The 14,633-nt window shown below is 36.5% G+C and carries 13 protein-coding genes; 1 reads left to right on the forward strand and 12 read right to left on the reverse strand.

The genetic code is table 11. The features are described from left to right. Window positions 1–29: 29 nt before the first annotated feature. Window positions 30–707, forward strand: a complete 678-nt coding sequence (locus WMO38_RS07290) for a potassium channel family protein (protein WP_349161996.1) — start codon at window positions 30–32, stop codon at window positions 705–707. Here WMO38_RS07290 and WMO38_RS07295 read toward each other — a convergent pair. From WMO38_RS07295 to WMO38_RS07350, 12 genes are all read right to left on the reverse strand, one after another. Beyond that, complete coding sequence (locus WMO38_RS07295; RefSeq protein WP_349161997.1) at window positions 676–1,122, reverse strand: MarR family winged helix-turn-helix transcriptional regulator; 447 nt, start codon at window positions 1,120–1,122, stop codon at window positions 676–678. The two genes, WMO38_RS07290 and WMO38_RS07295, sit on opposite strands and share 32 nt — an antisense overlap. Window positions 1,123–1,204: 82 nt before the next feature. Next, window positions 1,205–3,061 carry an ABC transporter ATP-binding protein gene (locus tag WMO38_RS07300; RefSeq protein ID WP_349161998.1) on the reverse strand — a complete coding sequence of 619 codons (1,857 nt, stop codon included), beginning with the start codon at window positions 3,059–3,061 and terminating at the stop codon, window positions 1,205–1,207. Then, complete coding sequence (locus WMO38_RS07305; RefSeq protein ID WP_349161999.1) at window positions 3,061–4,788, reverse strand: ABC transporter ATP-binding protein; 1,728 nt, start codon at window positions 4,786–4,788, stop codon at window positions 3,061–3,063. Before WMO38_RS07305 ends, WMO38_RS07300 begins: the two co-directional genes overlap by 1 nt. A 96-nt stretch (window positions 4,789–4,884) precedes the next feature. Further along, window positions 4,885–5,850, reverse strand: a complete 966-nt coding sequence (locus WMO38_RS07310) for an ABC transporter permease (protein WP_349162001.1) — start codon at window positions 5,848–5,850, stop codon at window positions 4,885–4,887. Continuing rightward, complete coding sequence (locus WMO38_RS07315) at window positions 5,840–6,970, reverse strand: ABC transporter permease (protein ID WP_349162003.1); 1,131 nt, start codon at window positions 6,968–6,970, stop codon at window positions 5,840–5,842. Before WMO38_RS07315 ends, WMO38_RS07310 begins: the two co-directional genes overlap by 11 nt. Window position 6,971: 1 nt before the next feature. Further along, window positions 6,972–8,492 (reverse strand): ABC transporter ATP-binding protein, encoded by a 1,521-nt coding sequence (locus WMO38_RS07320; protein ID WP_349162004.1) that lies wholly within the window; start codon window positions 8,490–8,492, stop codon window positions 6,972–6,974. A gap of 33 nt (window positions 8,493–8,525) precedes the next feature. Continuing rightward, window positions 8,526–9,671 carry a BMP family ABC transporter substrate-binding protein gene (locus WMO38_RS07325; RefSeq protein WP_349162006.1) on the reverse strand — a complete coding sequence of 382 codons (1,146 nt, stop codon included), beginning with the start codon at window positions 9,669–9,671 and terminating at the stop codon, window positions 8,526–8,528. Between the two features lie 106 nt (window positions 9,672–9,777). Further along, a complete protein-coding gene (locus tag WMO38_RS07330) occupies window positions 9,778–10,455 on the reverse strand; it encodes a cysteine hydrolase family protein (RefSeq protein WP_021865322.1) in 678 nt (225 codons plus the stop codon). A gap of 55 nt (window positions 10,456–10,510) precedes the next feature. Then, window positions 10,511–11,842: a uracil-xanthine permease family protein gene (locus WMO38_RS07335; protein ID WP_349162008.1), complete on the reverse strand. Its 1,332-nt coding sequence runs from the start codon at window positions 11,840–11,842 to the stop codon at window positions 10,511–10,513. Window positions 11,843–12,160: 318 nt separating this feature from the next. After that, on the reverse strand, window positions 12,161–13,342 hold the full coding sequence (locus tag WMO38_RS07340; RefSeq protein ID WP_349162009.1) for a PucR family transcriptional regulator: 1,182 nt from the start codon (window positions 13,340–13,342) through the stop codon (window positions 12,161–12,163). Next, entirely contained in the window at window positions 13,339–13,575 is a 237-nt protein-coding gene (locus WMO38_RS07345) for a hypothetical protein (RefSeq protein WP_021866005.1), read from the reverse strand. Before WMO38_RS07345 ends, WMO38_RS07340 begins: the two co-directional genes overlap by 4 nt. A gap of 19 nt (window positions 13,576–13,594) precedes the next feature. After that, a complete protein-coding gene (locus WMO38_RS07350; RefSeq protein ID WP_349162010.1) occupies window positions 13,595–14,626 on the reverse strand; it encodes a metallophosphoesterase in 1,032 nt (343 codons plus the stop codon). Window positions 14,627–14,633: the final 7 nt, after the last annotated feature.

Below are 14,633 nucleotides of genomic sequence, written 5' to 3' on the forward strand. Positions count from 1 at the left end.
AACTTAGATACAAGGAGATTTATAATTTTATGTTTAAGAAATCAAAAAGTAATACAACTTCATACGGAATTGTCGGAATCGGTAGATTTGGATATGCTCTTGCTATTGAGCTTGCAAAAGAAGGCAATGATATTCTCATAATTGACTGCGATGAAGAAAAAGTTGCAGAGCTTCGTGAATATACTGAAAATGCATTTGTCGTTAAAAATATAGATAAAAAATCACTTCAATCCACTGGTATACAGAATTGTGATGTTGCTGTCGTGTGTATCGGCGAACAGCTCGACACTTCAATACTTACAACTCTTAATCTTGTATCAATGGGAATTCCACATGTAATTTCAAAAGCCAAAAGTGCTGAACATGGTGAGATTCTTGAAAAACTCGGTGCTGAAGTTGTATATCCGGAACGCGATATGGCTATAAGACTTGCCAACCGTCTCATTACTTCAAGTGTAATCGATTTTGTACAGCTTAGTGAACAGATTAATGTTTCAAAGATGAAAATTCCTGACAATGCTATCGGAAAAAGTGTAATTGATCTCAATCTGCGTTCACGTTTTAACCTGAATATTATTGCAATTGAAAAAAGCGGTGTTGTTTCCAACACCGTTGACCCTCATTATACTTTCCAGAAAGATGACGTATTATATATATGTGGCGGACGTGACAGTCTCACTCAGTTTTCTGACTGGCTTTACAAATAATATTATTTTCAATCTTTTGTGCTGTTTTACAAAAGCTTTCGAGTTCTTCTTCACTTATATTTTCGCAGAATACTTCGTCAGCCATAGCAAATATATCTATTACATCTTCGGCTTTTTTCCTACCGTTATCTGTAAGTGATATAATAAATGAACGCCTGCACTCTGGATTGCTTTCACGAACAATCAGGCCGGCAGAAACAAGCCGGTCAATTGTTCTTGACATTGTTGTCACATCAAGGAAACATGCATCTGCAAGTTCCCTTTGACTCATCGGTCCCGACAGATATAACTCCCTTAAAATTCTCGGCTGTCCCTGACCGACTGTAAGACCTATTTCTATAAAATACGGTCTTAAAAAATTTCTTCTTGAAAGCTCTATTTTAAATAATATATTTTTGATATCTTCATGTTTCATAAAGTAAAAACCTCTTTTTATATTTAATATCTTGCATCTTCAATACCCAATTGTCTATATCCACATTATTATATAACTTATTTTATTCAAGTTCAAACTGCCCTGTATACAATCTGTAATATCTTCCTTTTTGCTCCAACAGTTCCTCATGGCTTCCACGCTCAATAATTTCACCTTTTTCAAGCACCATAATTGCCTTGGAATTCCTTACTGTAGAAAGCCTGTGTGCTATTACAAAGACTGTCCTACCCTCCATAATGGCATCCATGCCTTTTTCGATAAGTCTCTCTGTTCTCGTATCAATTGAACTTGTTGCCTCATCAAGAATAAGTACAGGCGGCTTTGACACAGCGGCTCTTGCAATCGCAAGGAGCTGTCTCTGTCCCTGTGAAAGATTGCTTCCATCTGAATAAAGCATTGTATCGTATCCATCAGGCAGTCTTTTTATAAATGAATCTGCATTGGCAATTATTGCTGCCTGTCTTACTTCTTCATCTGTCGCAGAAAGATTTCCATATCTTATATTATCAGCAATTGTGCCTGTAAAAAGATGTGTATCCTGTATTACCATTGAAAGTGAATGACGTAAATCATCTTTTTTTATCCGCCTTATATCTATTCCGTCATAATAAATTGTTCCTGATGATATTTCATAAAATCTGTTAATAAGATTGACAATCGTAGTCTTTCCTGCACCTGTCGAGCCGACAAAAGCAATCTTCTGCCCCGGCTTTGCATAAAGCGATATTTTATTAAGTATCGTTTTTTCGGGTGTATATCCAAATACAACATTATCAAAACGTACATCACCCTTTAATTCGACATATTTATATGTGTTATTTTCAGGCACTTTCCATGCAAATATTCCTGTTTTTTCTTCACATTCACTAAATGAATTATCCTCATTACGTCTGACATTACACAATGTGATATTTCCCTCATCAATCTCAGGTTCTTCATCCATCATGTCAAATATACGCTCAGCACCTGACAATGCTGACAACAGAAAATTTATCTGCTGTGTAAACTGGTTAAGCGGCATGGCAGACTGTCTTACATATACAAGATATGCAGAAAGACTTCCAAGATCCATAATTCCTTTTATTGTAAATATTCCTCCGACGCACGCTGATACTGCATAATTAAGATATGAAAGACTGACTATAACAGGTATCATAAAACCTGCATATGTCAATGCACTTGTTGATTCTTTCCTGAAATTTTCATTTAATCTGCAAAATTCCTCAAAATCTTTTTCTTCATGGTTAAATACTTTTTCCACTTTTTGTCCGGCAGTCATTTCCTGAACAAAACCATTTATTTTACCAAGTTCTTCCTGCTGTCTGTTAAAATATTTTTTACTGTGCTTTCCGTTGTATTTTATAAAGATAAACATAATGATTAGAAATATAACTACTATCATTGAAAGTCTTATACTTAAAACCATCATCATGGTAATTGTTCCAAAAAGCATCATGAAACTCTGGATAATCATTGCAAAACTATTATTCATAGCCTCCTGTACTGTATCCACATCATTGGTGAAACGGCTCATAAGTTCACCATGTGTATGTGCGTCAAAATATTTCAGAGGAAGCTTTTGTGTATGATTAAATAAATCCTTTCTGATTTCCTGAATTACTTTCTGAGATGTCTTTACCATGAGCCTATTATAAAAAAGCGTCGCCATTGCACCACAAAGATACATGATACCCATTCCTGCCACAGCTTTAAAAAGCCCATGCATATCTCCCGGAGTAATGAATTTATTGACAACTGGTTTTATAAGATATGTACCCATTATATTAGCACCTGCACTTATAAACACAAGGACCGCTACGGATAGAAATGCCCATTTGTGCATTCCAAGATATGCAAAAAGATGTTTTAACGTTTTCTTTGTATCTTTTGGTCTTTTATATCCTACATATTTTGCCATTATAAATCAGCTCCTTCCTTCTGGGATTCATATATTTCCTGATAAATCGTATTTTCTGCAAGCAGGCTTTCATGTGTTCCGATTCCGTTTACCCTGCCTTTATCAAGAATAATAATCTGGTCTGCATGACGTACTGATGAAATTCGCTGTGCAATTATAATCTTTGTCATGTCAGGAAGTTCCTTAGCAAGTCCATCCCTGATTTTTGCTTCTGTCGCAGTATCAACCGCACTCGTTGAATCATCAAGAATAAGCACCTTAGGTTTTTTAAGTATTGCTCTTGCAATACAAAGTCTCTGTTTCTGTCCACCTGAAACATTAACACCACCCTGTTCAATCTTTGTCATGTATCCATCATGCAGTCTGTCAAGGAATTCATCTACACACGCAATGTGGCACGCTTTGTCAATTTCTTCCATAGAAGCATTATCATCACCCCATTTTAAATTTGAAAGCACTGTTCCTGAAAACAGAGTATTTTTCTGAAGAACAACTGAAACTGCATCACGCAAATGCTTCATAGGATATTTCCTGACATCAACACCATCTATTTTTACAGTTCCTTGTGTTGCATCATAAAGTCTGGGGATAAGCTGTACAAGCGTTGTCTTCGCAGAACCTGTCTGACCTATAATTCCGACTGTCTGCCCCGGCTCTATTTTAAAAGAAACATCAGAAAGTACATACTCTTTTGCTTCTTTTTTATATTTAAACCATACATTTTCAAATTCGATTCCACCCTTTTCAACGCTTATATCCTCGGCAGACTCATCAGTCATATCAATTTTTTCATCTATTACCTCAACGATTCTTGCACCAGACGCAAGGGAACGTGTCATCATAAGAAATACATTGGACATCATCATAAGTGAATTGAGTATAAGCAGTACATAACTTAAAAACCCTGTAAGTTCACCGATTTTTAACTGTCCCATATTTACAAGATGGCCTCCGAATAAGAGAAGTGCCAGAATTGTACCATACATTACAAATTGAAATGATGGCATATTTAGTACTGAAATTCCAAATGCTTTTTCGGATTCATTTTTAAGATTAAGATTCGCCTCTTCAAATTTAGCTGTCTCATAATCTCCACGGACGTATGATTTAACTACTCTTACTGCTGTAAGATTTTCCTGAATCGTTCTGTTAAGCAAATCTATTGCCGACTGCATCTTTGAATATAGCGGACGGACATTCAATATTATTGCAACAAGCAGAATTGCAAGAACCGGCAGTGCGACAAAAAACACAAGTGCCAGCTTTGAATTAATGCTGAATGCAATTCCTGTGGCAAATATAAGCATAACAGGGCTTCGTCCAAATGGTCTCATACCTGTTGACACTGAATTCTGAATATTTGTAACATCACTTGTAAGCCTTGTAACAAGTGATGATACCCTGAAATGGTCTATATTTGTAAATGAATATGACTGTAATTTCTCATATTCAGCCTTTCTTAAATTAGCACCAAGTCCCTGACCCGCAAGTGCAGAAAATCTTGAGCTCCCTATTCCAAAAAATAAAGCCGCAGCAGCACAGCAGACCATCTGTATACCTTTCTTATAGATATACATCTCGTCTGCATTAGCCACTCCGGTGTCTATTAAATCTGCCATTATAAGCGGAACCATAAGTTCAAGTACCACTTCAACAGCAATACAAAACAATGCCAGATAAGCATATTTTTTATATTGTTTCATGTAAGAAAAAATTCTTCTTAACATTAGTTGCACCTCCAATTGTTGTATATGCAACTATTGTATTGTCAATAATTTTAGATGTCAAGCTTCTTTTTTTTATATTTTTTTAAACCAGACCAGTCACCTTTCTTCCCTGTAATAATTTTCACCAAGTGATTCAGGAATATGATCTTTTCCTGTTTTTCTTATGCTTGTAATTATAATAACTATGCTTGTTACAATATATGGACACATATCATATATAAATGGATTAAGCCCCGGAATTGCAATATAAAGCCTCATTATCATAAGTGCACCGAATATTATGCTGCAAAAAATTGATTTTAACGGATTCCATGCTGAAAAAATCACAAGAGCAACAGCAAGCCAGCCATATCCGCTTATGCAGCCATGAACCCATACTCCCGAATTTGTTACCATACACATATACATTCCGGCGAGTCCACATAAAGCACCTCCAATAACAGAGGCAATATAGCGGTATTTTGTCACTGAAACACCTGCCGCATCAGCTGCATATGGGTTCTCGCCCACTGCTGTCAGCTTTAATCCAATTTTTGTCTTTTTAATTATGAAAAAAGCCGCCAAAGCTGCTGCAAGTGAGAAATATACCATTCCATTGTATGAAAACAGTAATTCACCAATAACCGGAACAGAAGATAAACCCGGAATATGTATTCCCGAAAATACAGCTTTTGTTTCATCTGTAACGCTGATATATCCGCCTGCTCCCTGACCCATAAGTTCACCAAAAAAGTTGCCAATGCCTGTTCCCATAATTGTTATGATAAGTCCGACAACATTCTGGTTTACTCTCAACGATATTGTCATAAATCCAAAAAGTGCTGATGTTATCATACCGCTTAACGCTCCTGCAATAAATGATACTGCTGCCGCCACAAAACCTGACAGACCTAATTTTTCTGCAGCAACGGCACCAGCCAGCGAGGCAACGGCACCAATATACATTGTGCCTTCCACACCAAGATTAATATTTCCCGATTTTTCTGTAATTATTTCGCCAACTGTTGCAAGAACAAGCGGTGCACCGGCAAGAACTGCCGCAATAAGAAAATTAATAATCATATCTGCCTCCTTTATCATTTATCGCGGATGATTTCCTTCCTGACATAAATGAAAATGAAACTTTGTATTTTATGAAAAATTCACAGCCTAACATAAGCAAAAGTATTATACCTATCATTATATTGGCAAATGATGACGGAATAAGATATACCGTCTGAAGATTTCCGGCACCACGGTTAAGAATTGCTATAAACGCCGACATTATAAGAATTCTTACCGGTTTCATATCTGCCATCCAAGCAACCATAATTGCTGTAAATCCGACTCCTCCGGCTGTTGATTCTGATAATGTTCCGTCTGCTCCTGCAACCTGAAGAAATCCTGCCAGTCCACATAACGCTGCCGACAAAAACATCGTCCGTATCATGACTTTTGATGCGTTAATGCCTGCATATCGTGCTGTCTCCATTGAATCGCCTATAACTTTAATCTCATATCCATGCTTTGTTTTCTGTATATAAAAATAATAGAGAACGAGCATGACAAGTGCAATTATCCAGCCAATATGTACTCCAAACACTCTTGGAAGCCTGCTATAAAAGTCAAGCATTCTTACCTTTGGAAAATTATTTGCAGCATCCTGCCAGCTCCTTGTATTCTGAAGCATGACTATCAGCTGTGTTGCAATATAATTAAACATAAGTGTAAGCAGTGTCTCATTTGTCTTAAATTTTGCCTTAAATACTGCGGGTATCATGCCATACAGTCCTGCCATAATAATTGAAGCTGCTGCCATAAGCGATAATAAAACCCACTGCGGAATTGACCTGCCAAAAATAAATGACACAGCTGTAGCAGCTATGCCACCTATAAGTATCTGTCCCTCTCCACCTATATTCCAGAATTTCATTCTAAATGCAAGTGACAGACCTGTCGCTGTTATAACTAGCGGAATAGTTCCCTTTACTGTTTCTCTTATAAGAAATTCTTTTCCAAATGCACCTTTTAACATTACAGCAAATACATTAAACGGATTAAAATGCATGCATAAAAGCAGAATACTTACCACAATAAAAGAAAACACAAATGCAATCACACGTATAATCAATGAATGAACATCCGATATATATGGTCTTTTTATTATTCTTGCAAATCGTTGTTTTTCTTTTTTATTTTCCATTTTATATCACCTGCCCTTTCGTATCTGTCATTAGTGAACCCAGATAATCTTTTGTAACTGTTCTTGCATCAGTAATTCCGGCTATCCTATGGTCAGCCATAACCATGATTCTGTCTGACAATGCCATTAAAACATCCAGGTCTTCTCCTACAAATATTATTGCTGTTCCTCTTTTTCTTTCTTCATCAAGAAGGGTGTAAATCATATATGATGAATTAATATCAAGACCACGCACCGGATATGAAACTATAAGCACATCTCGCCCTGCCTCAATTTCTCTTCCAAGAAGCACCTTCTGGACATTGCCCCCGGATAACATTCTCACCGGCGTATGAATACCGGGAGTTGCAATATCAAGCTTTTTAATAAGATATTTTGCTATATCAGCAGCTTTTTTCCTATGCAAAAATGCACCGGCTTCATCTTTATATGATTTTAACACCATATTATCTACCATATCCGATGAAGCGATAAGTCCCATTCCAAGCCTGTCTTCCGGAACAAATCCAAATCCTGTTTTATTTTTTCTTCGCCATTCCGGTTTTTTATTGGTTATATCAAAATTTCCTTCTTCGGCATAATATTTTATTTTTCCTGATGTAACTTCACGTATGCCGTCTATACACTCACAAAGTTCTTTCTGTCCGCTTCCTGATATTCCCGCAATTCCAAGTATTTCTCCTGATTTTAAATCAAATGAAACATCTGAAAGACCAACCGTTTTATCATCAGAAAGACAGCTTATGTTGTGCACTGAAAGAACTGTTTTTTTCTTTTCGTAAGATGTACGTGCAATCTGCAATGTGACTGTTTTTCCTACCATTTTACAGGCAAGCTCATTTTCGTCTGTTTCACTTGTCTTTAATGTATCTATGTAATGTCCTTTACGCATAATGTATACATTATCAGAAATATCAAGAACTTCCTGCAATTTATGTGTAATGATTATTATTGATTTGCCGTCTTTTTTCATTGAGCGGATTACATTAAAAAGACTGCTGCTCTCTTGTGGTGTAAGAACTGCCGTTGGCTCATCAAGTATTAGAATCTTAGCACCTTTTATTATTGCTTTTATTATTTCTACTGTCTGTTTTTCGGAAACTGACATATCGCATATTTTTTTGTCCGGATTTACCGTAAATCCATACTTTTTTGCCACATCAGTTATTCTCTTACGGATATCTGCTTTATTTTTATATTCTTTATCCGAAAGGGCAATCTCAATATTTTCTACTGCATCCATAGAAGAAACTAACTTAAAATGCTGATGCACAACTCCAATTCCAAGCCTGTCTGCATCTTTTGGTGAACGTATTTCAACTCTTTTATTTTCATAATAAATTGAACCGCTGTCAGGATAATATATTCCGCCAATCATATTTATAAGCGTTGTCTTTCCAGAACCGTTTTCACCCAGAACCGCCATTATTTCACCTCTGTGAAGTGTAAGATTTATTTTGTCATTAACCATTACGGCTCCAAATGATTTGCATAAATTTTTTGTCTCTAATACAACTTCCATAGCCATTCTGCCTTTCTTTGCAAAGTAATAATTTTATTTTTTAATATCTATCCCCTGCAAAACCTCTCCAAATGTAGGTGATGATTTGGGTTCTATATAGACTTCTCCTGCTTTTACAAGCTTTTTTCCACTTTGATTATAAAGTGGACCACAAAATACATGTTTAGTACCGTTTTCAAAGCCTGCTGCCGCATCCGCCACTGCATTTTTTACTTTTTCTGCCGTATCAGAATCAAGCAGCGAATAATTTATATCTGCAAGATAAATCATTCCATTTTCAAGCGTTCCTGTATAGTCAACAGGAATCTTTGACGGCGTTCCGTCAAGTATATTCTGGACCGCCATTATCAGATAAGATGATGTATCCCATCTTACAGAAGTAAGAACAGCATTCGATGCTGCACTGCTCATATCACTGTTGTATGGTATGAAAAATGCACCATTTTCCTGACATGTAACGGCACCAGCCGTTGAATCTGCATGGTGGCTTATAACATCACATCCTGAATCTATAAGCGATTTTGTTGCCTGACCTTCAAGTGCAGGGGCATACCATTTATTAAGATATGTCGCACTTACTTCAATATCCGGATTAACACTTTTTGCTCCGAGATAATATGCATCAAGTCCATTATTTACTTCTGTGTAATCCATTGCACAGACATATCCGATTTTGTTTGTTTTTGTAGTAAGACCTGCAACTACTCCTGACAGATAACGCACCTGTGCAATGTCACCAAAATAATTGTGAACATTTGAAAGTCCGCTTGATGCAGCTTTAACGCCGCTGAAATGACAGAAAACTACATTCGGATACTCGAAAGCAACCTCTAACAGGTAATCTTCATGTCCATGCGACGTTGAAAATATAATCTGACATCCATCCTCAGCAAGCTCACGAAATGCAGTTGCAGCCTCCGCTGTATCAGGTACATTATATTTATTTATAATCTGGGATTTGTCTATCCCTAATGCTGCTGCCATTTTCCATGTTGAACTATCATGCGTATATGTGTATCCCTGGTCACTTGGGTCGGAATAATGTACAAAACCAATTTTTAAATCTTCTTTATTTACTTTTACACCCTCTGTCACCCCCGATGCCTTGCTGCCTGAACATCCGGTCAGGATAAATGCAAATATAAGCATGATAAATATTAAAATATTAATTTTTTTCATATTCTCTCCATTTCTGCCAGGGATTCTGGCTAATTTGTCCTCCTATATGACAAAAAAGCCTGCATATATTTATGCAGACTCCTTTGTCTTAATATTTATAAACTTTTTATTTTGTCTGGTCCTTCCAGTCTTCAAGAAGTTCTGCTGAATCAACAACAAGTCCAAGATGAAGTGATATGATTCTTAAAGCTGCTTCTTCAAGATGTTCACTACCTCTTGTAAGATCTCTTGGAACTACTATTCTGAAATCTCTGTTTGCACCATCAAATGCCGTATTTAATACACAGCAGTCTGTCATACAGCCTGTGAGGACAATTCTTTTTATTCCCATATTTCTTAAAAGCATTTCAAGATCAGTAGGATAAAATGCACTCAGTCTCTTTTTTGTACTTACAATCAAATCTTCGTCATGTACATCTATAGAGAATTTATTCCACTTTGTACCCTCAATTGCATGCTCTGCTATATTAGGAATTTCACCGACTGTAATAGGAAATACAAGTCTCCATGCTGATGGATTAAGTTTTTCATCAACTCCGCCTTTTCTTAATACTGAACGCACATGAATTATAGGAATGTTAAGTGCTCTTGCCTCTTCCATGAATTTGTTAAGTGGTTCTATAATCTGTCTTCCTCTTGGAGAAGGGCATGGACAATCAGGGTCTGTTGAAAGATGACCTTCGTGCATATCTATTGTTATAACTGCTGTTCCCTCCTTTTCAAGAAATATATCATGAATATTCTCTGGAACATCTTTTCTTACATTATCAAAATAAGCTTTCATAATTGTTAATCTCCTTTATTTTCTATATTTATGCAGTAACTTTTTTATTACTTCATTATTGTTCAGACTTCTCAAAAAGTGGACGAAGAAGTGTATTATTTAAAAGATTTAATATTATAAGTAAAATAATACCGACAAGCATTGGCTGTGTTACAATACTCTGAACTGCCGATGGAAGCATTGCTGTAAAATCTGCAGGAAGGAACATACATCCAATTGCAATTATATAAGGAACTGCTGCTGTAATTACGTTCATATCATCCCACTCAACATCTTTAAGATGCTGTACTCCACTGAATGCAATCATACCGAAAAGAATTACTGTTGCACCATTTAATACAGGTGATGGTATTACAGCGATAAGCATACCAAGCTTAGGGAAGAAACCAAGTAAAATTGCTATTATACCCATAACAAGTGTTGCAAAACGGCTGCCCACGCCTGTTGCTCTTATAATACCTACATTTTCAGGATATGTTGTTGTCGGACATCCACCAACAAGTGTACCGACAATATTGCCGACTGCAAGTCCGAATATACCACCGTTTGCCCTGTGTTCATCAACCTGCTGTCCATCCCAGCCTGCGATAAGGCTGTACATTCCAAGTGCCTCTGATACTGAATGAAGATATGCAAGAAGCATAAGTATTACAACACCGACATTCACACCAAAACCATATGGCATAATCTTTGGAAGTCCTACAAATTTTGCCTGTGCAACTGAACTGAAATCAATGTGTCCGAATATTGCATAAAAGATTGTTCCTACTATGATTGCCCATAAAAGAGCACCTCTCTTCATAAGACCTTTCTTTCCAAAAAGCATAAATCCTGCTGCAACTACAATTGTTATAACTGCTGAAAGAAGATTTACCCAAGGATAATAAGCAGTTCCTGCTGTTCCGAAACATCCCGGTATTGCAATCTCTGCAAGCTGTGTACCAATAATTAACATTAATGTACCAAATACAAGTGGTGATGTAAGTATTTTTGTAAGTTTACCAATTACACCAATATTACCAATAGGTATTGATAATACTGCAACTACTATGCCTGCAATTAACATTGAGCCATAAGCTGTTCCAAGTCCATATGCAGCACCTGTTGTAAGTATTGCTGACATAAATACCGCCGTTGGTCCGTGAACTGCCGGAAGTTTTAATATAAATATTGACTGAAGTATTGTCACAAGACCTGCTGTTATGAAACATGACTGAACCATATATCCAATATCAGCAGATGTAAGTCCGCACGCAGCACCGATAATTCCCGGAACTGCAAGTAAAAATGTTATACCCATAAGATGCTGTACTGCGAATAATAAAAGTTCGCCAACCGACATCTTCTGGTTAATGCCTACCGTCAATGGTGATTTTTCATTTTCCATTTTAATTCATCTCCTCAATTAATCTGAATCCGTTAAATCATCAAGTTCTTGCCGGCTTGAATACTTTTTATGATAAAACGAATCTCTCTGGCTATCGCTGCATTCGCCAAATTTCCGTGCAATTACGGACTTTGGCTCGTTGCCTGCGTAAAAAAAGAGACAACGTGTCCTTTATAGGGACTCCGTTGTCTCTTGATGTCTGAATAATACTATTTTATATAGTAATTTTCAATGTGCATACTGCATATATTTTGCCTCTTTTAATGCACAATATGCACATTCATCATTATCTTCTTTATCATTTGTGTTTTTATGACTCTATTTTTTTAGAAATAAATCATATATCTTTACTGCATTATAAAGCTGATTGGTAACTTCAGCATTCTTTATAGAGCAGCCAAGCAGCTCTTCAATTTTTTCAACTCTTTTTATCATAGTATTTCTGTGTATATAAAGATTCTGTGATGCCTGCGAAACATTCTGTCCGCACTTTAAATATTCTCTCAGCGTATCTATAAGATTCTGATTGTTCTTCTTATCATAAATAAGAAGCGGATTAAGAATTTCTTTTACATAATCATCTATTTTTGATGTGTCATCAATGTAAAATAAAAGCTGATATATCCCAAGTTCTTTATAAAACATTACTCCGCTTTTGTTTATTGTCTTTCTTGCAATTCTTGACTGGTCATAACTTTTCTTTAATCCTTCTAACCCCTGTGCAATCTCACCTATGCCTATACGCATATGTACATGTTTATTTTCCTTTATAAATATGTTATATATTGTACGTATAGTATTTACAATATCTTTTTCTTCTGTATTATCAGCGGAGATAATAAAAGCCTGCCGGTTATATTGATTAAGATAGTTAATCTTTCCAAAATACCGCTCAAAAAGACTTATCATTTTCCGCATAACACGGTCATTATGATATGCCTGATTCTCTGTCTGTAGATATTTTTCATCAAATTTATAATCAATAACTGCCACGGCTTTTTTTCCAAGCAATCCATATTTTTCCATAGATTGGCGATATGCCGAATCGTCATGATTTATCTCACCTGATAAAAGTCTGTCAAGAAATTCACTATGCATGCGTTCTTCAAGCCTGTCATTGGATACAAGCATAGATACACTTCCTATAACCCTTGAAAGCTTTGTCTCCCACGGTGCCGCAAAAACCGCAAGGCCTCTTTTCACAGCCTCGTCTATCGCAGCCTGTGGAATTGATGCTATATGCTCAGAATTAATAAGCATAATAATACATGCTGCTCTTCCATCCGCCGCCTGTATTACTATATCCGTAAGAAATTCATCTGTTATCTTTAAGCCTACGCCACTCATAAGAATAACATCTCCTCCGACAAGCCATTCTCTTATACTTACAGTCTGTGCAACATTTGGCCATGAAACGCCTCTGTCAAGACCATTCTCACCGCTTACAAGCTCAAAGTCTTTGAATGTATCAAGTTTTAATAAATCTCTTACATATATCATCTTCTCATTCCCATTCCACAACTCATACCTGAATCTTCATCAGGAATCTCAGATATATATCTTGCGTTAAACTCCGCATTAACTTCCGCGATTTCTTTAACTCCGTCTATATAATCCCTGAAAAATTCAAGCAGATCAATCCCGCTGCTCTCGCATCCTTCTGTCTCTTCCCACTGCTTCACAAGCTGGATTCTTTCTGATTTTGTTGTGTCTTTTATTAATGTACTTTTCATGACTACTCCTTTATTATTTTTAATGTTGTTGATTTTTACTTTCCCCTCTGACTCTTGTTGAAACTGTTCTTGTAAGAGGAATCATCTTTATCCCAATGCTTCCGTCAGTTTTTCTTGTAATAAGTGTTCCTCCACGCTGTATATAGCTTTTTGATATGCCATTATAGCCAAGACAATCTATAGACATTCCATATGTCAGCCGTATACCTTTATATGTCAACGACAGTGTATTAAGGTGGTCATGTCCACAAAACATCCATTTTATGATGCCGTTTTCCACAGCCTTTTTAAAAAAGTCACCCTTTTTATATGATATACCAAAATATTCATCTTTTTCGGCTATGCTTCCGTGCTCATAGACTACACTTTTATCTCCAAGCTTCATCTTCTCGTAAGCTTCCTTAAATTCCCTCACAGGCATATGGAAAAATGCCATCGCTTTTATATCCGGATTTATTTTTTTCAGTTTGCTTAATCTGTTCATGCACCACTCAGTCTGGTCCTCATGTATACAGTCAAATCCGCTGAAAAACCAGCCGTCGCCATACATATTGGAGTCAAGCATAACAAGCGGCATAAGCACATTTTTCTGTTTGTCAGTAAGATTTATAAAGAAATTGCCAACGCCAAATATATCTTTTCTTCCTTTTGAAAATATACAATATTTTCCTTTTGTAAAAATATCTGCAAGCTGCTCACGACCACATTTTGCACCCATCTCACAGTCATGATTGCCAAACACAAGTGTATAAGGAATCTTAAACCTATCTATAAACCTTATAAATCTCTCCGCCTGCTTTTTATTGTTCATAGTACCCGCCTTTGGTAAAAACGGAAATATTATATCTCCCGTAAAAACAATAAGGTCAGGTGAAGTTCTATTAATTATCTTTGTTACGGCATCAAGTGCCATCTTATCTTTTTTATGCGAAAATAATCCAAATCCGAGATGCAAATCTGTAAGCTGCAATATCTTATAATCCCTGTTTTCAGGAATTTCCAGCAAAAAAGTCTCTTCGTCTTTCTGTCTGAATCCATCACCGCAAAACATATCTTAT

This window comes from Lachnospira hominis (ex Hitch et al. 2025) (assembly GCF_040096395.1).
In the GTDB taxonomy this organism is placed as follows: Bacteria; Bacillota; Clostridia; order Lachnospirales; family Lachnospiraceae; genus Lachnospira; species Lachnospira hominis.